The following is a 20,647-nucleotide window of genomic DNA, read 5'->3' as shown; positions in this document are numbered from 1 at the left end:
CAATCCGACCTTCGAGGACGTGCTCGACCGGGTGCGGGACAAGGCGCTGTCCGCCTATGACCACCAGGACGCACCCTTCGACCGGCTCGTGGAGATCCTCAACCCCGACCGGTCCAGCGCCTACCACCCGCTGTTTCAGACGATGCTGGCCTGGCAGGACGACAACACCCTGGTCGACTTCGACCTCGCCGGGGTCGGCGCCGCTCTGGAGATCGTCCCGACCCGGACCGCGAAGTTCGACCTCCAGTTCAACTTCGGCCTCGACGACACCGGGCAGGGCCTCGGGGGCTATCTGGAGTACGCGACCGACTTGTTCGACCGGGGTGGTGCCGAGGTTCTGGTGGAGCGGTTTGTGCGGGTGTTGCGTCAGGTGGTGGTTGAGCCGGGGGTCCGGGTGGGGGCTGTGGATGTGCTGGCGGAGGCTGAGCGGGAGTGGTTGGTGCGGGGGGTGAATGACACCTCGGTTCGGCTTCCTGGGCTGACGCTTGCGGGTTTGGTGGAACGTCGGGTCGTGGTGGCTCCCGATGTGGTTGCTGTTGAGTGTGGTGATGTGTCGTGGACGTATGGGGAGTTGAACGCGCGGGCGAATCGGTTGGCGCGTGAGCTGGTGCGGCGTGGGGTGGGTCCGGAGTCGTTGGTGGGTCTGGCGCTGCCGCGTTCGGCGGAGCTGGTGGTGGGGATGTTGGGTATTTTGAAGTCCGGTGCGGGATATCTGCCGATTGATCCCCGGTATCCCAGCAGGCGGTTGGACTTCGTGCTTTCGGAGGCTCGTCCGCAGTGGCTGCTCACCGACGCGGTGACCGCTGATGTCCTGCCCGAGGGGGAGACGCCGCGGCTGTTCGTCGACGACCTCGATCTGGTGGCCGGCGACGGCTGCGATCTGACGGACGCGGAGCGCTCGGGCGCGCTGCGGCCCGACAACGTCGCGTACGTGATGTACACCTCGGGCTCCACCGGCGTCCCCAAGGGCGTGACCATCACCCACGCCAACCTCGTCAACGGTGTCTCCCGGCTGGCGGAGGTCGTCGAGGTCGCGCCCGGCTCACGGATGCTCTGCGCCACCTCGATCAACTTCGACGTCTCCGTCTTCGAGGTGTTCAGCGCGCTGACCGTCGGCGCGAGTGTCGACGTGGTGGAGGACGTGCTGGAACTGGCCAAGCGCGACGGCTGGACCGGTGGTTCGCTCCAGGCCGTGCCCTCGGTGTTCGCCGAGATCCTCGACCAGGTGACCGGCCGGATGAGCGTGGACACCGTCGTCCTCGGCGGTGACGCACTGCCCGCAGCGCTGCTGGAGAAGGTCCGCGCAGCCATCCCTGACGTGCGCCTCATGCAGGCCTACGGCCAGACGGAGGACTTCTACGCCACGACGTACCACATCCCCGACGACTGGAACGGCACCGGCAACGTCCCGATCGGCCGGCCGCTGGGCAATATGCGCACCTACGTCCTGGGTCCTGGTTTGGCTCCGGTTCCGGTGGGTGTGGTGGGCGAGTTGTACGTGGGGGGCGCGGTGGGCCGTGGGTATCACGGCCGTCCGGGGCTGACGGCCGAGCGGTTCGTGGCCGATCCGTTCGGGCCCGCGGGCGAGCGCATGTACCGCACCGGCGACCTGGTCCGATGGACCGCCGACGGCCAGCTCGAATACCTCGGCCGCGGGGACTCACAGATGAAGATCCGCGGATTCCGTGTCGAGCCCGCCGAGATCGAGGCGGCGCTCGTCGCTCACCCGGGCGTCGATCAGGCCGTGATCGTGGTCCGCGACGGCCGGGGTGCGGGCAGTAAGCAGCTCGTGGGTTACGTCGTGCCGACGTATCGCGTCGATTCCGGCGATCCGGACCTGCGTGCGGGTGTGGATGTGGCCGAGGTGCGGAGGTTCGTGGGCGCGCGGTTGCCCGAGTACATGGTGCCGTCGGTGTTGGTCGTGCTGGACCGGATGCCGCTGGATCTGAACGGCAAGGTGGACCGTTCGGCGTTGCCTGCTCCGGAGTTCTCCGCGGGGGAGTACCGGGTGCCGCGTACGCCGCAGGAGGAGATCCTCGCCTCGGTGTACGCGGAGGTGCTGGGCCTGGACCGGGTGGGCGTCGACGACGACTTCTTCGCGGTCGGCGGCGACAGCATCCGTTCGATCCAGGTGGTCGCGCGGGCTCGGGCGCGTGGTGTCGAGATCAGCCCCCGGCAGGTCTTCGAGTCCCGCACCGTGGCCGAACTCGCCGTCAAGGCCCGGCAGGACACGGCTGCCGTACTGGAGGAGCTGGCGGGCGGCGGCGTCGGCCGGCTGCCGCTGCCTCCGGCCGCCGCCTACCTCCTGGAGGCGGGCGGTGACATCGACAGGTTCTCGATGTCGACGCTGCTCGACCTGCCCGATGAGATCGACGCGGACGGGCTGACCGCGACCCTGCGCGCGATACTGGACCGGCACGACGTGCTGCGCTCGCGCCTGGTCGCCGAGAACGGCGTGCACGGCCTGGTGGTCACTTTGCCGGGTGCGGTGCCGGTCGAGGGGTTGATACGCCGGGTCGGCTGCGCAGGCCACTGGGAATCGAGGGAGTGGCGTGAGTCGGCCGCCGCCGAACTGAGCGCCGCAATGGGAAGGCTGGACCCGGTCGCCGGTGTCATGGCGCAGTTCGTCTGGTTCGACGCAGGCTCCTCGGTGTCCGGGCGGCTGTTGCTGGTTCTGCATCATCTCGTGGTCGACGGGGTTTCCTGGCGGATCCTGCTGCCGGACCTGGCGGCGGCGTGGGCACGGGTCCGCGAGGGCGAGCCTGCGGAGCTGCCGCAGGTGGCGACCTCGGTGCGCCGCTGGACCCACGCCTTGGTGGAGGAGGCCGCGACGGACCGCCGAACTGCCGAACTGTCGCTGTGGCAAAGGGTGCTGGAAGGACCGGACCCGGTGCTCGGCACCCGGCGGCCGGACCCGGCAGTGGACACGATGGCGACCGTCGACACGGTGCGCGTCGAGCTTCCCGCCGAGGTGACGGAAGGGCTGCTGATCCGGATTCCGGCGGTCTTCCGGGGCGGGGTCAACGACGGCCTGCTCGCCGCGCTCGCGCTCGCCGTGACCAAGTGGCGGTCGAGCAGGGGGAGTTCGCTGCTGGTGAGGCTGGAAGGGCACGGTCGTGAGGAGCCGGTGGTGCCTGGTGCGGATCTGTCGCGCACGGTGGGCTGGTTCACCAGCATGTTCCCGGTCCGGCTCGACATCGCCGGGTTCGACCTGGACGACGCCCTCGCGGGCGGGGACGCGGCGGGCGGGCTGGTCAAGGCCGTCAAGGAGCAGCTCCTGGCGATCCCCGACAAGGGCCTGGGATACGGGCTGCTGCGGTACCTCAACGACCGCACGGCCCCCGCGCTCGCCGCGTACCCCGAGCCACAGATCGGCTTCAACTACCTGGGCCGCTTCTCCGTCACGGACATGCCGGACGAGCTGCGCGGCCTGGGCTTCACCCAGGCCCTGGACGTCGACGACGCGGACGCCGTGCTCGACGCGGACATGCCCGTCCTGTCGGCGCTGGAGGTCAACTCCTACGTCACCGACACCGCGCGCGGCCCCCGCCTGGACGCCACGTTCGCGTTCCCGACCGGGATCCTTGCCAAGGACGACGTACGGGAGCTGGCGGAGCTGTGGCGGGCCGCGCTCACCGCGCTGGCCGACCACGCGGCCAAGCCCGACGCGGGCGGCCTCACCCCCTCCGACCTTCCACTGCTCTCCGCCGACCAGGGGCAGATCCAGGAATGGGAGCGGGCCTGTCCAGGCCTGACGGGAGCCTGGCCGCTGACGCCCCTCCAGGCCGGTCTGCTCTTCCACAGCAGGTTCACCGACGCGCCGGTCGACGCCTACCAGGTGCAGATGGTGTTCCACCTCTCCGGGCAGGTCGACCCGGAACGGATGCGCACCGCCGGCCAGGCGCTGCTGGACCGGCACACCAACCTGCGCTCCGCGTTCCTCCCCGACGCGGGCGGATGGGTCCAGCTGGTGCTGGACGGGGTCGAGCTGCCGTGGCGCGACATCGACCTGCGCACGCTGCCCGAGGGCGAACGCGCCGACGCCCTCGAACGGCTGCTGGCCGAGGACCATCACGCGCGCTTCGACCCGGCGTCCCCGCCGCTGCTGCGCCTCGCGCTCGTCCACCTCGACGACGACACCTCGGAGCTGGTCCTCACCGCTCACCACGTGCTGTTCGACGGCTGGTCCATTCCGCTGCTGCTCCAGGACCTGCTGCGGCTGTACGGCTCCGGTGGCGACCCCGCGGCGCTGCCGACGGTCCGCGGCTACCAGGAGTTCCTGGCGTGGCTGGCCGAGCAGGACCAGGAGGCCGCCGCCCGCGCCTGGGCCGACGAACTCGACGGCGTCGACGAACCCACCCTGCTCGCCCCCGGCGCGGCCGAATGGGACGGCGCGGGCACCGAGCGCGTCGAGGTCGAGCTGAGCGTGGAAGAGACCCGCGAACTGACCCGCCGGGCAGGTGAGTTGGGCGTGACGCTCAATACCGTGGTTCAGGGTGCCTGGTCGCTCCTGCTCGGCCAGATGACGGGACGTCAGGATGTGGTGTTCGGTGCGACGGTCTCCGGCCGCCCCGCCGCCCTCCGCGACGTGGACGCCATGGTCGGCATGTTCATCAACACCCTGCCCGTCCGGGCACGACTCGCCCCCGCCGACACCCTGGCCGGCCTGCTGACGACCCTTCAGGGCCACCAGGCGGCGCTGCTGGACCACCACCACTACGGGCTGGCCGAGATCCAGCACTCCACCGGGCTCCAGACGCTCTTCGACACCCTCGTCGTCTACGAGTCCTATCCGATGGACCAGTCCGGGCTGACGGAGGCGAACGCCTGGGCCGGGATCACCTGCACCGGCATCCGACCGTACGCGGGCAGCACGCACTATCCGCTGGCCGTGATCGCGGTGGCAACCGCGCAGCTCCAGCTGTCCCTCGAATACCGGCAGGACCTGTTCGCGCGCGACGCAATGGAAGGCCTGGGCGCCCGGCTGCTGAGGATCCTGCGGGAGCTCTTGACCGACCCCGGCCGCAGGATCGCGGCGATCGACACGCTGGAGCCGGACGACCGTGCGCGGCTGGAGGCGTTCAACGACACCGCGGCCGAGATCCCCGACAAGACGGTCCACCGGCTCGTCGAGCGGCAGGCTGCCGCGACTCCCGAGGCCGTCGCCGTGCGGTGCGGCGAAGTCGCGCTGACATACCGAGAGTTGGGCGAGAGGGCCGGTCGGCTGGCGGTCGAGCTGAGGCGCCACGGAGCCGGACCCGAGACCCTCGTCGGGCTCGCGCTGCCACGCTCGGCCGACCTGGTGGTGGCGATGCTCGGCATCCTCAAGGCCGGTGCGGCCTATCTGCCGATCGACCCCAAGTACTCCAGCGACCGCCTGGTGTTCATGCTGGAGGATGCCCGCCCCGTCCTCCTGCTCACCGACCGGGCGACCGGCCCCGTGTTGCCCGCCACCGACGTGCCCCGGCTCCACCTGGAGGATGTCGACCTGGGCACGCAGGCGGACCGCGGCGTGCTGCCGACGGATCTGCGGCCGGACAACCTGGCGTACGTGATGTACACCTCGGGCTCCACCGGCACCCCGAAGGGCGCGGCGCTCACGCACGCCAACATCGTCAACCCGGTGACCCGGCTGGCCGAGATCCTCGGTTCGGGGCCCACGTCACGGATGCTGGGCGCGGCGTCCATCAACTTCGACATCTCGGTTTTCGAGTACTTCCTCACCTTGATCACCGGCGGCTGTGTCGAGGTGGTCCGCGACGTCCTCGTCCTCGGCGAGGGGGGCGACTGGGAGGGGCGCGTGGTGCACACGGTCCCCTCGGCGCTGGGCGAGGTCCTCGGCCGGTGCACCGGCGAACTGCGTCTCGACACCGTGGTGCTGGCCGGAGAGGCGTTCCCGCCCGAGCTGCTGCACAGGATCCGTGCCGTGATGCCCGGCACCCGCGTCATCAACGGCTACGGGCAGGCCGAGGACTTCTACGCCATGACATTCGCCGTCCCCGACACCTGGGACGGCGAGGGCGGCATGCCCATCGGGGCGCCGCTGAGCAATATGCGGGTGTACGTCCTGGACGGGGCGCTGAACCCGGTGCCGCCGGGCGCGGTCGGTGAACTGTACGTCGCCGGCCGGGTGGGCCGGGGCTACTACGGGCGGCCCGGCCTGACCGCCGAGCGGTTCGTGGCCGACCCGTTCGGTCCCGCGGGTGAGCGGATGTACCGCACCGGCGACCTCGCCCGGCGCACTGCGGAAGGCCACCTGGAGTTCGCCGGGCGCAACGACTCCCAGGTCAAGGTGCGGGGCTTCCGCGTCGAACCGCAGGAGATCGAGGCCGCGATCACGGAGTATCCGGAGGTGGAGCGGGCGGTGGTGATCGCCCGGGACGGCCGGGGCTCCAGCAAGCAGCTCGTCGCGTACGCGGTCCGGGCCGAGGGTGCCGAAGGGCCGGACGTACGGGAGGTGCGCAAGTTCCTGGCGGAGCGGCTGCCGGACTACATGGTCCCGGCCGCGATCGTGCCCATGGACCGGCTGCCGCTGACGCCCAACGGCAAGCTCGACCGGGCCGCCCTGCCCGAACCCGAGTTCACCGGCGAGGCGTACCGGGCCCCGCGCACCGCGCACGAGGCGCGCCTGGCGGAGATCTTCGCCGAGGTGCTCGGTCTGGACCGGGTGGGCGTCGACGACAGCTTCTTCGCGCTCGGCGGGCACTCGCTGCTGGCGACGCAGCTGATCGGCCGCATCGAGGCGGCCTTCGGCGTCGGCTTCCCGATCCGGGTGGTGTTCGAGCACCCCACGGTCGCCGCGCTGGCCGACCAGCTGCGCACCGGCGCGGGAGCAAGTGTCGAGGACCCGTTCGCGCCGCTGCTGACGATCCGTTCCGGGGGCGAGGGGGAGCCACTCTGGTTCGTCCAGCCCGGGTTCGGACTCGGCTGGTCGTACCTCAATTTCGCCCCGCACGTGAGGGACCGGCCGGTGTACGCCTTCCAGGCGCCGGCCTTCAGCGGGGCTCCGTCGCCCCGGTCCGTGGAGGAGTTCGTGCACGACTGCGTGCGGCGCATCCAGGAGGTCCAGCCCGAAGGCCCGTACCACCTCTTCGGCTGGTCGTTCGGCGGGACCGCCGCGCACGCGATGGCCGCTGAACTGGAGCGGCGCGGTCACGATATAGGGCTGCTGGGGCTGCTGGACTGCGCGCCGAGCACTTATTTCCACGAGGCCGAGGTGCCCCCGCCGCACGACGTCGAGAGCGTACTGGGCGAGTACGTCGGCAGCATGGTCGCCCCGGACGAAGTTCGCGACGTCGTGCGCAAGGCCGCGGTCGCGTGGATCAACCACATGGAGATTCTCCAGGGCTTCACCTCGCCCGTCTACTCGGGGGACGCCCTGTTCTTCAAGGCGACGCGCAGCCAGGACGGCCGGTACGCCGGGGACGACGGGAACTGGAAGCAGTACGTCACCGGGACCGTCGAGGCGTACGACATCGAGGCCGACCACGAGGGCATGTGCGACGCGGCCCCGGCCGCCGAGATCAGCAGGATCGTCAACCGGAAGCTCGGCGCCGCATGACGAACGCGCTGCCGGAGGGGATTGCCCTCCGGCAGCGCGTTCGCGTCCGGCTACCAGGTGACGGGAAGCTCGACGAGGCCGAAGACGCCCTCGTCGTCACTCCTGTACTTCAGTTCGCCGAACGGCACGGCCAGTTCCATGCCGGGGACGCGGGCACACAGCGAGTCGAAGATCACCTGGAACTCCAGCCTCGCGAGGCTCTGCCCCAGGCACTGGTGCGCGCCGAAGCCGAAGGCCAGATGGCTGCGGGCCGGGCGGTCGATGTCGAACACGTCCGGGTCCGGGAATGCCGCCGGATCGTGGTCGGCCGCGTTGGTCAGCGCCACCAGGCCCTCGCCCGCGTGGATCACCTTCCCACCGACCTCGACGTCCTCGGTCGCGACCCGGGTCATCGTCAGCTCGGCGATGGTGAAGCAGCGCAGCATCTCCTCCACCGCCTGCGGGGTCAGCGAGGGGTCGGCGGCGACCCGCGCGCGCTGCTCGGGATGGCGCAGCAGTGCCATCGTGCCGAGCGAGATCATGCCGGTCATGTTCTCCGACCCGCCGATGAACAGCAGCAGCGCCAGTCCCGTCAGCCAGGTGCGGTCGTAGGTGCCGCTCTCCTTGTTCTTGGCGATCTGCCTGCTGAGCAGGTCGTCGCCCGGCTCGGTCTCCTTCTTCTCGATCAGGTCCATCAGGTACCCGCTGAGCGCCCCGAACGCCTCGTCCCGGTCGGACTCCGAGGTGAGACCGCTGATCAGCAGGGAGTTGGTGGACAGGAACCACGCGTGGTCCGCGCGGGGAATGCCGAGCTGCTCGAACATCACCAGCGCGGGCACCGGCACGGCGAACTCCGCCACCAGGTCGACGGGGCGCGGGCCCCTGAGGATCGCGTCCAGCCGCTCGTCGACGATGCGCTGGACCCGGGGCCGCAGGTCCCGGGTCCGTTTCGCGGTGTACTCGCTGATCACCTTGCGGCGGGCCTCGCCGTGCGTCGGCGGATCCATATGGATCAGCAGTTGGATGGGCTGCTCGCTGGGCCTCTCGGAGGTGAAGAACGGGTATCCCGGGAGCCGGACGTCCGAGCTGAACCGGGGGTCGGTGAGCACGGCGCGGATGTCCTCGTAGCGGGTGAGAACCCACGCCTCGTCCTTGTTCGGCAGGCGGAGCCTGGAGACCGGCTCCTTCTCCCGCAACTCGGCGTACTCGGGGGGTGGGGAGAAAGGACAGGTACGGGGGATGGGCAGCGTCCTGTCGGCCGGTGCGGCCCGGTCGGGCGCGGATTGTTCGGTCACGGTTGGGTGCTCCATTCGTCGGACGTGCGCGGGCGACGCGGCCAGGTTGCCGCGCCGCCCGTGACTCGCCGTGCGTCATCGCGTTCCGTCGTCGTCCGCGACGAGGGTGATGGCGCCCATCGGGCACAGGCCGGCCGCCCGCCGGGTTGCCGCCGTGGGGGCGACCCGGGGCGGCGCGGGATCGAGCAGCGTCACCTTTCCGTCGTCGTCCTGGTCGAACACCTCGGGAGCGGTCAGCGCGCACACTCCGGTGCCCATGCAGCGCTCCCGGTCCACCCGCAGCTCCATCGGGTCAGGCCCGGTCCCACGTCACGGGAAGGCGGTCGACGCCGAAGACATCGGAGTTGAACCGCAGCGGGATGTCGTCGGGGTCGATGTCCAGGCGCAGTGTCGGGAACCGTGCGAACAGCGAGGGCAGCGTGACGCGCATCTCGACGCGCGCCAGATCCTTGCCCATGCACAGGTGGACGCCGCGGCCGAAGGCGACGTGCCCCGCGGCCTGCCGGTGCAGGTCGAAGGCGTTGGGGTCGGGGAACTTCTTCGGGTCGCGGTTGGCCGCCTGGTTCGACAGGGCGATGCTGTCACCGGCCTTGATCAGCTGTCCGCCGAGTTCGACGTCCTCCAGGGCCGCCCGCGCCCCGGTGTGGGTGATGGTCAGATAGCGCAGCAGTTCCTCGACGGTCCGGTCGGTGAGGGCCGGATCGGAGCGGAAGGCGGCGAGCTGCTCAGGGTTGCGCAGCAGCACCCATGTGCCCAGCGCGATCATGTTGGCGGTGGTCTCGAAACCCGCGCCCAGCATCAGGGCCGCGATGTTGGCGATCTCCTCGTCCGTCAGGTCGGTCTCGGTGAGTTCGCTCATCAGGTCGTCGCAGGGGTTGGTGCGTTTGGCCACGACCAGTCCGGTCAGGTACTCCTGGATGGCAACGAGGCAGGCCCACTGTTCCTCGGTGGGCAGGTCGTTGTCGTTCACGCCGATCGCGTTGCTCTGGAACGCCTCGCGGTCCGCATAGGGAACGCCCAGCAGTTCGCAGATCACCAGCGCCGGGATGGGCAGGGCGTACGCCTCCACCAGGTCGACCGACGGGCCGTGCTCCTCCATGGCGTCCAGGTATCCGTCGGTGATCTCCTGGATGCGGCCCTGCAGTTTGTCCATCTGGCGGCTGCTGAACCGGGGCTTGAGCAGGGTGCGGTAGCGGCCGGACTCCGGCAGGTCCATCCCGCCGAACATCCCCGGCGGGGCGGGCGGCAGCATCCCCTTGGTGCCCGCCCCGTGCAGCGGGGAGTGGATGAGTTCGAACCGCGCGCTGAAGCGGTTGTCCTCCAGCACCGCGCGGACCAGCTCGTGACTGGTCACCAGCCAGCCCCTGTGCCCGTCGGGGAAGAACATCGGGACCACGGGCTGCTCCTCGCGCAGCTGCGCCAGCTCCTCGGGCGGATCGAAGGGGCAGCCCGAGGGCCGCTTGACCGGCAGTTCCGGCAGTTCAGTGGCAGGGCGGGACATGAGCTTCCTTTCCTCGGATGATCGCGGGGAGACCGGGCGTCCCCGCCGCCGTGGCCGCTCCACCCGGCCTGCTCCCGGTCGTCGCGGGCCGGGTCGCGGTGGAGGCATCCCGCGCCACGCCGACCCTGCGCTTCGGCCGGCCCGCCTCGGGCGCTGCGGGAGCAGTTCGGAGACCGCCGCCGGCGGCCGACGGGTTCCGGTCCGCGAACGTCCGGATCGGCGAAAAACGCGTGCTTACCGCCGAACGCTACAACGTGGTCCGGTGAATTGCTATCGTCTTCCCGGCGCCTCGGTCCTATGGGAAAGTCTGCTGTCCCGTCGACAGGACGAGCGCGGCGCGCGCTGATTTCCACCGTCCAGCCACAAACTGGAGCGCAAAGGAGTCAAGCAATTGAAAGGAAAAACTGAGCGACGCCCGACTCACCCCAGGACGGCGTCGCGGCGGCGTTACCTGATGTGTCGTCCCACGTATTTCGACGTCACTTATTCGATCAACGTGTGGATGGATCCGGCCCGGCCCACCTCGGCGCAGACCGCCCAGGAGCAGTGGAAGCGGCTGCACGACACGTTCAGCACCCTCGGCCACGACGTGGAGCTGATCGAACCGGTGCCGGGCCTGCCCGACATGGTCTTCTCCGCGAACGGCGCCATAGTTGTGGACGGCAGCGTGCTCGTCGCGCGGTTCCGCAACCGGCAGCGGGCCGACGAGGCGGAGGCCTACCTCGACTGGTTCCGCGCCGCGGGCTGGTCCCAGGTGCGACAGGCCGAGTACATCAACGAGGGGGAGGGTGATTTCCTCTTCACCGGTACGGAGATTCTGGCCGGCAGCGGATTTCGCAGCGACCAGCGGGCGCACCACGAAGTGCGTGATTTCTTCGACCGCCCCGTAATGTCCCTCACGCTTATCGACCCGCGATTCTACCATCTCGACACGGCGCTCTCCGTGCTCGGCCACGGTGAAATCATGTACTACCCCGATGCTTTTTCGGAGGAGAGCAGGTCTGTTCTTTCCGAGCGATTCCCGGACGCCATTCTGGCCGACGAGGCGGACGCCCTCGTCTTCGGTCTGAACGCGGTGTCGGACGGAAAGAACGTGATTCTCCCGCAGCGGGCCACCGGGCTCGCCGACCAGTTGCGCGACCGCGGCTACACGCCGGTCGGCGCCGACCTCACGGAGCTCCTCAAGGCCGGTGGCAGCGTCAAGTGCTGCACCCTCGAACTGCGCGAGTGATCAAGCCCGCGCGGTCCGGGGGCGGGCCGGAAGCGGGTACGCGCTATGGCGTCCCGTCGCCGGGACAACCGGTCCGGTCCGGCTCCGTGCGGTTCCGGCAAGGCCGTCGACGCAAGACGCGAGAAGGAGTAGCCACGCATGATCCCGCTGCCGACCGCGCACTCCCGCAGCATCGCGGCGGGTTTCACCCTGGACCCCGGACTGGTGGGCGCGGTGCGGGCACTGGCCGAGGAACGGGACGTGACGGCGGCCGCGGTGCTGGGTTCGGCCCTGGAGGTGCTCCGGCTCCACCTGGGCGGTGACGCCAGGGCGGAGCTGCGGGCCAACCCGCCCTTCGGGGAACTCCTCGCGGCGGTACGGGACGGGGGCCCCGAAGCTGGAGGCCTGATCGGGCCAGGCGGGGCAGCCCGGGGCGGTCTGTCGCTCACCGTCGCCCCGGACGCGTCCGGCCGGGAACTGGCCGGCGAGATCGAGTGCGCCGCGGGCCTGTTCGCACCGACGGCGGAGGAGGGGCTGGCGGACCGGTTCGTGCGGCTGTTGCGGCAGTTGGTGGCGGACCCCGCCCTGCCGGTGGCCGCGGTCGACGTGCTGCATCCGGCCGAGCACTACCGGTTGCTGGAGGAACTGGTGGGTACAGTAGTCAAGTTGCCCCCGCTGACACTTCCCGACCTGGTGTGGCGCCAGGTACGCGCGACCCCGGACGCGGTGGCCGTCCTGGACGCGCACCATAGTGTGACGTACCGTCAACTTCACTGCGAGTCCGACCGGTTGGCTGCCCGGCTGAACGGGTACGGCCTCGGACCGGAGTCGCTCGTGGGGCTGGCGCTGCCGCGCTCGGCGGACCTGGTGGTGGCCCTGCTGGGTATCCTGAAGTCCGGCGCCGGATACCTGCCGATCGATCCCCGCTACCCCAGCTGTCGGCTGGAGTTCCTGCTCTCCGACGCCGCCCCCGACCTGCTGCTCACCGACACCGGGACGGCGCGGAGGCTGCCCGACCACCAAATCCCCTGCCACTACGTGGACGCCTCCGGCCCCGACGGCGGCGATCCGGATCGGGAGCCGGGTTGCGAACGGGTGCGGTCGCCCCTGCTCCCCGACCACCTGGCGTATCTGATGTACACCTCGGGCTCGACGGGTACCCCGAAAGGCGTGGCGATCACCCACGCCAACGTGGTCAACGGCGTCTCCCGGCTGGCCGCCGCCGTCGGCCTGGGCCCCGGGGCGCGCGTCCTGGCGGGCACGTCCGTCAACTTCGACGTGTCGGTCTTCGAGGTGTTCGCCGCGCTGAGCACCGGCGCCGTGGTCGACGTCGTGCGCGACGTCCTGGCGCTCGGCGAACTGGGCGGCTGGACCGGCAGCGTCGTGCACACCGTGCCCTCGGTGTTCGCCGAGATGCTCGACCGGCTCGCGGGCCGCGTCGACGTGAACGTACTGATGTTCGCGGGCGAGGCGCTGACCGGTGCGCTGGTGAGCCAGGTCCACCGGGCGCTGCCCGGCACGTCGGTGGTCAACGCCTACGGGCAGACGGAGAGCTTCTACGCCACCGCCTACACCGTTCCCCGCGGCGACGCGGGCCCAGGGGCCGTCCCGATCGGCCGCCCCCTGGGCAACATGCGCGCCTACGTGCTCGGCCCCGGACTCACCCCCGTACTGCCCGGCGTGGCCGGGGAGTTGTACGTCGGCGGGGCGATCGGCCGCGGCTACCACGCCCGGCCGGGGCTGACCGCCGAACGGTTCGTCGCCGACCCGTTCGATCTGCCAGGACGGCGCATGTACCGCACGGGCGACCTGGCCCGCTGGAACGCCGAAGGACAACTGGAGCACCTGGGGCGCGCGGACACCCAGATGAAGGTGCGCGGGATCCGCATCGAGCCCGCGGAGATCGAAGCGGTCCTGGCCGGCCACCCCGGCATCGCCCACGCCGCGATAGCCGTGCACCCCGGGCCGGGATCCGGCGGCGGCCGTATCGTCGCCTACGTCGTTCCGGCCGCAGCGGGCGCCACCGGGGAAGGCCCCTACTTGGCGGCCACGTCCCAACTGGTCTCCGGAGACCCCGACTTCGCCCTCGCGCCGAGGAAACTGCGGCGGTTCGTCGCCGACCGGCTCCCCGACTTCATGATTCCCTCCACGTTCGTCGTACTGGACAGGCTTCCGCTGGGGCCCAACGGGAAGCTGGACCGGCGGCAACTCCCCGAGCCCCGGCGCGGCGGTTGAGCACGGCCGCGCGTCGTCGGCGACCCGGACACGGATGCGCCCCGGTATCCGGGGCAGTGCCCTCATCAGGCGATCTTCGGTGCGACTCTCATGCCGAAGTACACATAGGGCGTACGGTCGGGAAGCGTCCCGAACACCAGCGGCAGCCAGGGCGCGCTCACCGGGCCGATCCCCGGCATGGCGAGCACCGCGTCGTCCACCGCCACCAGGTCGGACTCGATCGGCGGCGAGTACTGGGCCACCCCGCCGGTCAGTTCGAGACGCACCTGCGGCACCCCGTCGCGCTCGCCGACCGTGATGCGCACGCCCTCACGCTCGTACGTGCCCGTGAGCGCGCCCAGGTCGACCGTCGGCGACTGTGCCGGAGGCGCGAACACGTCCGGCAGGCGCACTCCGGCCAGCTCGCCCAGCAACTCCTGGAACAAGTCGACAAAGAAGCTGGTGGCGCTGCCGCCGTTGGTCAGCAGCGCGGCGACGACACCGCTCCCGGGCACGACCCGCAGGTACGAGAACTGCCCGACCACCGCGCCGTCGTGGCCGTATCCGGCGACACCGTCCCAGTCGTACAGCGCCCATCCGTGGCCCCAGCCGTCCGCCATGAACGACCACGGATCCCGGCAGTCCGCCACGCGCCGGCGCATCGTCGCCGCTGACCGTTCCGACAGCACCCGCGTACCGTCCGCGGCCAGGCCGCCGTCGAGGTGCATCCGCGCGAAGCGCACCACATCGGCGGCGGTCACCAGGACCCGACCGTACGGTCCGGCCGATCGAGGCAGTATGTCCCACATGGGTGCTGGCTCGGGCTCGTCCTCCAGCTCGCCGACGTGGCTCATCGCCACCCGGAACCGCAGCGCCTCCTCGGGCAGCGTCATCGAGTGCTCCAGGCCCAGCGGTGTCAGCAGCCGGTCGCGCAGCGCGTCGTCCCAGGTCTGACCGGTCACCACCTCCACGATCCGGCCCAGAATCGCGTACCCGGTGCTGCAGTAGGACACGATGGTCCCCGGCGGGCAGTCCTGGCCCACGCCGGAACACGCCTCCACATACAGGGCCAGGCAGTCGTCACCGCGACCGGTGTCGTGGGTGAACTCCCCGCCGATCCCGCTGGTGTGGCTCAGCAGCTGCCCGACCGTCACCGTCCTGGTGACCTCGTCGTCGGCGACCGAGAAGTCCGGCAGCACGTCCACGACCCGGGTGTCGAGCCGCAGTTGTCCGGAGTCGACGAGCTGCATCACCAGCGTCGCCGTATACACCTTCGCGATCGAGCCGGACTGGAACACCGAGTCCGTGGTCACCTGCACCCCGGTGCTCCGGTGCAGTACCCCGCTCACCAACTCGTGGATCTCCCCGTCCACCAGCACCGCCAGGGCCGCGCCAGGTACGTGGTACTGGTCGCGCAGCCGGTCGAGGCGGCACTGCCAGCGGGCACGGTCGAAGCCACGGCGCACTCCCTCTTCAGTATTGATCTTCGCGGTGGACACGGCGTAGGTCTCCCTTCGTGGGCGGAACTCTGGAATCCCGTTGGAACGCGAGCCGTGCGAGGCGGCCGAAGACGCCGGAGGGACGGAGGGCGCTGCGCGACCGCGGGGTGCCCCGGGGCGGAGAACTCCGCCCCGGGGCGGTCCGGGCTGCGGGGGATTCAGTCCGGGCTCGGGTTACCGCGTCTCGCGGTTGAAGAGCGACTTCGACCAGTAGTAGCCGAGTACGGCCAGGCCCACGCACCAGACCACGGTGAGCCACCCGTTGTGGCCGATCTCGCTGCCCAGCAGCAGGCCGCGCAGGGTCTCGATGGCGGGCGTGAACGGCTGGTACTCGGCGACCGGCTGGAACCAGCCCGGCATCGCGTCGACCGGTACGAAGGCGCTGGAGATGAAGGGCAGGATGACCAGCGGCACCGCGTTGTTCCCGGCCGCCTCACCGTTGGGGCTGGCCATGCCGACGGCGATCGCCATCCAGGTGAACGCCAGCGCGACCAGCGCGAGCAGCAGGAACGCCGCCAGCCACTCCAGGACCGTCGCGTCCACCGAGCGGAAGCCGATGGCCACCGCGACGGCGCCTACCAGGGTCACGCTGATGACCGATCGCAGCACGCTGCCCGCGACGTGCCCGATCAGCACCGACCCGCGGTGGATCGCCATCGTGCGGAAGCGGGCCATGATGCCCTCGGTCATGTCGTCGGCCACGGACACCGAGGTCCCGACGAGGGTGGTGCCGATGGTCATCATCAAGATGCCGGGGGCGATGTAGGCGATGTACTCGGAGCGGTCCGCGCCGCCGCCGCCGATGCCGGCGCTCATCACGTCGCCGAAGACATAGACGAACAGCAGCAGCATGATGAGCGGTGTCAGCACCACGTTCAGGGTCAGTGCCGGATAGCGTCGCGCGTGCAGCAGGTTGCGGCGCACCATCGTGGTCGAGTCGCGCAGGGCGAGGGACAGGGAGCTCATCGGACGGCCTCCTTCTTGGGCTGGTTGAGACCACCGGTCAGCGCGAAGAACACATCGTCGAGATCCGGGGTGTGCACGGTCAGCTCGTCCGCCTCGATGCCCGCGGCGTCCAGCCAGTCGAGGATCGAGCGCAGCTCCCGCTGGCCGCCGTTGCTGGGGATCCTCAACGTGAGCGCCTCGTCGTCCCTGCTGACCTCGCGCAGCGCGAAGCCGGAGGAGTCCAGCCAGTCGAGGATCGAGCGCAGCTCGCGCCGGGTGCCGTCGCTGGAGGCCTGGCGCGCCAGCGCCTCGTCGTCGGTGGTGGCTTCGTTGAGGGCGGAGACCGCTGACCGGTAGGCGACGGGATCGGCGAACCGCAGCCGCACGTGACCGCCTGGAATGAGCCGCTTCAGCTCCTCGGCGGTTCCTTCGGCGGCGATCTTGCCGTCGCTCAGCACGGCGATGCGGTCGGCGAGCTCGTCGGCCTCCTCCAGGTACTGGGTGGTGAGGAACACGGTGACACCGCCGGAGACCAACTCGCGGATGATCTGCCAGGTGTTGTGGCGGCTGCGCGGATCGAGGCCGGTCGTCGGCTCGTCGAGGAAGATGATGCGCGGGCTGCCGACGAGTGTCATCGCGATGTCCAGGCGGCGCTTCATGCCGCCGGAGTAGGTGGAGGCGGGCTTCTTCGCCGCGTCCGTCAGATGAAACCGCTCCAGCAGCTCCGCCACGGTGCGCCGTCCCTCGCTGCGCGGGAGGTGGTGCAGGTCCGCCATGAGGAGCATGTTCTCCTCGCCGGTGATCAGGCCGTCGACGGCGGAGAACTGCCCGGTGACGCCGATCGAGGCGCGTACGCCCTGCGGGTCGGTTGCCAGGTCGTGCCCACCGACGTACAACTCGTCGGCCTGGCACGTGATGAGCGTCGAGAGGATCTTGACCGTGGTGGTCTTGCCCGCACCGTTCGGCCCGAGCAGCGAGAAGATGGTGCCGGACGGCACCGTCAGGTCGATGCCGTCGAGGACCGCCTTCTCCCCGTAGGACTTTCGCAGCCCCTTGGCCGCGATGGCGAGTGATTGCGATGCCGTGATCGTCATGGAGCAGAGGTTGCGGTACGCCGCATTCAGCGGGGTTTCACGGTGGCTTCACCCCCTTGAAACCCTCGCTGAAACGGTCACCGAAGCCCCTCCGAGCAGGCTTTCCGCCCCTGCGGGACGTTCCCGCCCCGCTGCCTCAGCCGCTTCCCGAAACCAGTGCGCGCGCGGCCTCGCGCAGCTCGTCGCGCCCCAGCGCGGCGTACTGGGACACCGCGTCCGCGTAGGCCGCCGCGTCCGCGGCCTCGGCCGCCCGCCGCGCCCGTACCGCCGACATCGTCGGCTGGAACTCGCGCAGCACCCGCAGCCGCTCGGCCAGCGCGACCAGCCGTACCGCCGACGCGTCCCCGGACGCGAGCCCCGCAATCCCCAGCGCGTGCAGTACCGTCCCGAACAGCGGCAGCTCCCTGGGCGTGCGCGGCGGCCCGGACAGCAGCGTCAGCAGCCGCTGGTGCAGCCGGTCGACAGCCTCCGCCACCAGGTCGAGCCGGTCGGCGTGCGCGTGCGCCGTCACCGCCGCTGACTGGATCTCCAGCGCCCAGGGGTCCAGCCACGGGTCGCCGCTGTGTGCGGAGTCCGTGTCGGGCATCCGCTCCACGGCGCTGCGCCACAGGTCGAGGCCCTTCTCCGTGCGTCCTCGGGCGAGCGCGATCTCGGCGCGCCCGCCCAGGTCGGAAATGTGGGAGGCGTCACCGGGCCGCGTGCTGTCGCCCTCCGCCTGCCGCAGCCAGTACTCCGCCTCGTCCAGGTCGCCCCGCTGCAGGCAGGCCAGCACCAGGCCCCGGCGGATGCCGATCGAGTCGTGCTCGTCGTCGAGCCGCGGCAGCGCCTCGAGCGCCGCCTTCAGATGCCCGTACGCGGCGTCGCCCTGCTCCGTCTGCAAGCACATGTCGCTCACCCGGGCGTGCACCATGACCTGCATCGACGGGTTGGTGACCGCCGCCAGCGCGGCGATCATCCGACGGGCCGAGGCGAGCGCGCGGTCGATGTCGTGCTCGTACTCCCAGACGTAGGTGGCGACGCACTCGGCGATCCCGGCGACCAGCGGAAACCGGCTGTCGCACAACCGCTGCAGCACCTCGTATCCGGGCGGAACCATCTCGGGGATCGCGCTCAGCACGAGCGCGGTGGCCCGCAGCAGTGTGTCCGGCGGCGCGGGAGGCAGCCGCCGCAGCGTCACCAGCTGCCGCACCACGGTCACGTGCGGGCGGTAGCCCATGAACAGGCTCGCCGTGCACAACACGGCGGCGACGCGGGTGACTTCGACGTAACTGGGCTCGGGGTCGTAGTGCGAGAGCGGCGGCCCGGTGTCGGCGGCGAGCACGGCCAGCCTCGGGTAGTTGGAGTCGGTCGACCACAGCGCGGCGAGCACCGCGGTCAGCGCGGCGATGGAAGGACCGTCCGCGCGGGCCAGCGCGTGCCGCAGCGCCAGGACGAGGTTGTCCTGCTCGGCGCGGATCAACTCCCAGGCCGCCAGGAGGTCCGACCCGAACAGCACGTCGTGGTAAGCGACCCCGAAGCCCCGCGCCCAGTCCAGGAACCGGTCGACGGCCGACTCCTCCTCGCCCGCCTCCGCACGCCGGGCGGCGCTGAACTCCCGTACGGTCTCCAGCATGCGGCACCGGACGCCCACCGGCGCGTCCACCACCGTGACCAGCGACTGGCCGGCCAGCTGCTCCAGCATGAACAGGGCGTCCTCGCCCAGCACGTGCTCCGCCGCCTCCCCGGAGAAGCCGCCGGGGAACACCGACAGCGTGCGCAGCGCCGCCCGTGCGTCCTCGGTGAGCAGGTTCCAGCTCCACTCCACGACCGCGTGCAGCGTGCGATGGCGCTCCGGCACGTCCCGCGCACCGCCGCGCAGCAGCGCGAACCGGTCGCCGATGCGCCGGGCGATCTCCGGCACCGACATCACCCGCACCCGTGCCGCGGCCAGCTCCACGGCCAGCGGCAGCCCGTCCAGGTGTCCGCACAGCTCCGCCACCGCGTCCGGCGGCAGCTTCACCCCGGGCCGGGCGGCCCGCGCCCGCTGCGTGAACAGCTCGACGGATGTCGCCGGGCCCAGCTCCGGCAGCGCGTACACGGCCTCCGACGTCAGGCCCAGCGGTGCCCGGCTGGTGGCCAGCACCCGCAGGTCCTTCGATGACGACACCAGGGCCTGTACGAGGTCGGCGGCGCCGCGGATGACGTGCTCGCAATTGTCCAGCACCAGCAGCGCCGGTCCCGAGCCCAGCACCCCCAGGATCCCGGACACCAAGTCGGCCGAGACGTGGCTGCTCACCCCGGTGTGCCTGTTCTCGCCCGCTCCGAGCGCGGACGCGACCTGCGCGGCCACGTCCCCGTCGGCCGTGACGCCGACGAGTGGCACGAAGTGCACGACGCGCTGTTCGGTGCGGCGGCTGACGCTGTACGCGAGCCGGGTCTTGCCGAGCCCTCCGGGGCCGACGACGGTCACCGCCCGCGACGCGCGCAGCAGCCCTTCGACCGCGGCGATGTCCTCGTCGCGCCCGAGCAGCGGGTTCGGTTCGTGCGGCACCCCGTGTCTGACCACGGGCGCCCCGCCGTGCAGCAGCTCCTGCTGCACGGCCCTGAGCGCGGCGCCGGGGTCCGTACCGAGCTCCTCGCGCAGCTCGCGCCGGTAGGCCTCGTACCGTGTCAGCGCGGCGGACGGGCCCGCCCCGGCCGCCTCGCCGCGCAGCAGTTCGGCGAGGACCTCCTCGTCACGGGGGTGCTCCGAAGCGGCCACGGCCAGCGGCCCGGCCGCTTCCGCGTGGCGGCCCAGGCGCGCGAGCGCGAGGCCCTGCGCCCGGACGAGTGCGCCGCGTACGGGGGCCCGTTCGGCGCGCAACGCGGCGAGGGGGCCGCCCCCCACGTCGGGGGAGCCGTCCCACAGGGCGAGCCCGGCCTCGGCGGAGGCCAGCGACCCCGTGTGGTCCCCGACCCTGGCTCGCTCGGCGCCGGCGGCGGCGTGCAGCAGGAGCGCGGAGGCGTCGACCTGTTTCTCGTCGAGGGCGAGCCGGTAGCCGCTCGGGATGCTGGCCACGACGTCGGCGCCGAGCTGCGTGCGGGCCCGGGACACCAGGACCTGAACCGCCTTGCCGGGCCGCTCGGGAAGTTCGTCGGGCCACAGCCCGGCCACGAGCCGGTCGGTGCTGCACCCCCTGCGCAGGTCCTCCGCGAGCAGGGCGAGGAGGTCGCGGATCCGCGGGGCCGTGACTTCCTGCCCGCAGTAGGCGACACGCGACAACAAGGTCAGATCGGTGCTCACCCGAGCAGATTATCCAAGAGGTCAACCGCGCCCGCACGCGTGCAATTGATCGAGCCACTCGGCCCGAAACCCGCACCGACACGGCCC

Annotated in this window: 11 protein-coding genes; 4 read left to right on the top strand and 7 right to left on the bottom strand. The window is 71.0% G+C overall.

The genetic code is table 11. The features are described 5' to 3' along the window. The first annotated feature begins 19 nt into the window (after positions 1 to 19). Positions 20 to 7,561 carry an amino acid adenylation domain-containing protein gene (locus ACFV8T_RS28440; RefSeq protein WP_385332830.1) on the top strand — a complete coding sequence of 2,514 codons (7,542 nt, stop codon included), beginning with the start codon at positions 20 to 22 and terminating at the stop codon, positions 7,559 to 7,561. A gap of 50 nt (positions 7,562 to 7,611) precedes the next feature. On the opposite strand, the gene ACFV8T_RS28435 is transcribed toward ACFV8T_RS28440, so the two are convergent. The 3 genes from ACFV8T_RS28435 to ACFV8T_RS28425 all read right to left on the bottom strand — a co-directional run bounded on the left by ACFV8T_RS28435 (position 7,612) and on the right by ACFV8T_RS28425 (position 10,336). Next, entirely contained in the window at positions 7,612 to 8,835 is a 1,224-nt protein-coding gene (locus tag ACFV8T_RS28435; RefSeq protein ID WP_385332827.1) for a cytochrome P450, read from the bottom strand. 75 nt (positions 8,836 to 8,910) lie between these two features. Then, the gene (locus tag ACFV8T_RS28430) at positions 8,911 to 9,123 is read right to left on the bottom strand and encodes a ferredoxin (RefSeq protein ID WP_385332824.1); all 213 of its coding nucleotides are present in this window, start codon (positions 9,121 to 9,123) and stop codon (positions 8,911 to 8,913) included. A gap of 4 nt (positions 9,124 to 9,127) precedes the next feature. Beyond that, positions 9,128 to 10,336, bottom strand: coding sequence for a cytochrome P450 (locus ACFV8T_RS28425; protein WP_385332821.1), 1,209 nt, complete (start codon positions 10,334 to 10,336; stop codon positions 9,128 to 9,130). Positions 10,337 to 10,353: 17 nt separating this feature from the next. Here ACFV8T_RS28425 and ACFV8T_RS28420 point away from each other — a divergent pair, with 17 nt between their 5' ends. From ACFV8T_RS28420 to ACFV8T_RS28410, 3 genes are all read left to right on the top strand, one after another. After that, a complete protein-coding gene (locus ACFV8T_RS28420) occupies positions 10,354 to 10,602 on the top strand; it encodes a hypothetical protein (RefSeq protein ID WP_385332819.1) in 249 nt (82 codons plus the stop codon). A gap of 125 nt (positions 10,603 to 10,727) precedes the next feature. Beyond that, entirely contained in the window at positions 10,728 to 11,567 is an 840-nt protein-coding gene (gene ddaH / locus ACFV8T_RS28415) for a dimethylargininase (RefSeq protein ID WP_385332817.1), read from the top strand. Positions 11,568 to 11,705: 138 nt separating this feature from the next. After that, positions 11,706 to 13,781 (top strand): amino acid adenylation domain-containing protein, encoded by a 2,076-nt coding sequence (locus ACFV8T_RS28410; protein ID WP_385332814.1) that lies wholly within the window; start codon positions 11,706 to 11,708, stop codon positions 13,779 to 13,781. Between the two features lie 65 nt (positions 13,782 to 13,846). On the opposite strand, the gene ACFV8T_RS28405 is transcribed toward ACFV8T_RS28410, so the two are convergent. From ACFV8T_RS28405 to ACFV8T_RS28390, 4 genes are all read right to left on the bottom strand, one after another. After that, the gene (locus ACFV8T_RS28405; RefSeq protein ID WP_385332811.1) at positions 13,847 to 15,259 is read right to left on the bottom strand and encodes a serine hydrolase domain-containing protein; all 1,413 of its coding nucleotides are present in this window, start codon (positions 15,257 to 15,259) and stop codon (positions 13,847 to 13,849) included. Positions 15,260 to 15,433: 174 nt separating this feature from the next. After that, positions 15,434 to 16,225, bottom strand: a complete 792-nt coding sequence (locus ACFV8T_RS28400) for an ABC transporter permease (RefSeq protein WP_385332808.1) — start codon at positions 16,223 to 16,225, stop codon at positions 15,434 to 15,436. Further along, positions 16,222 to 17,298 carry an ATP-binding cassette domain-containing protein gene (locus ACFV8T_RS28395; protein WP_385332805.1) on the bottom strand — a complete coding sequence of 359 codons (1,077 nt, stop codon included), beginning with the start codon at positions 17,296 to 17,298 and terminating at the stop codon, positions 16,222 to 16,224. Before ACFV8T_RS28395 ends, ACFV8T_RS28400 begins: the two co-directional genes overlap by 4 nt. A 136-nt stretch (positions 17,299 to 17,434) precedes the next feature. Further along, positions 17,435 to 20,560 carry an ATP-binding protein gene (locus ACFV8T_RS28390; RefSeq protein ID WP_385332803.1) on the bottom strand — a complete coding sequence of 1,042 codons (3,126 nt, stop codon included), beginning with the start codon at positions 20,558 to 20,560 and terminating at the stop codon, positions 17,435 to 17,437. Positions 20,561 to 20,647 lie beyond the last annotated feature (87 nt).

Origin of the sequence: Streptomyces sp. NPDC059832 (assembly GCF_042731715.1) — a bacterium.
Classification (GTDB): Bacteria; Actinomycetota; Actinomycetes; order Streptomycetales; family Streptomycetaceae; genus Streptomyces.
The sequence above is the reverse complement of the archived record's forward strand: the minus strand, read 5'-3'. Positions and strand labels throughout refer to the sequence as shown.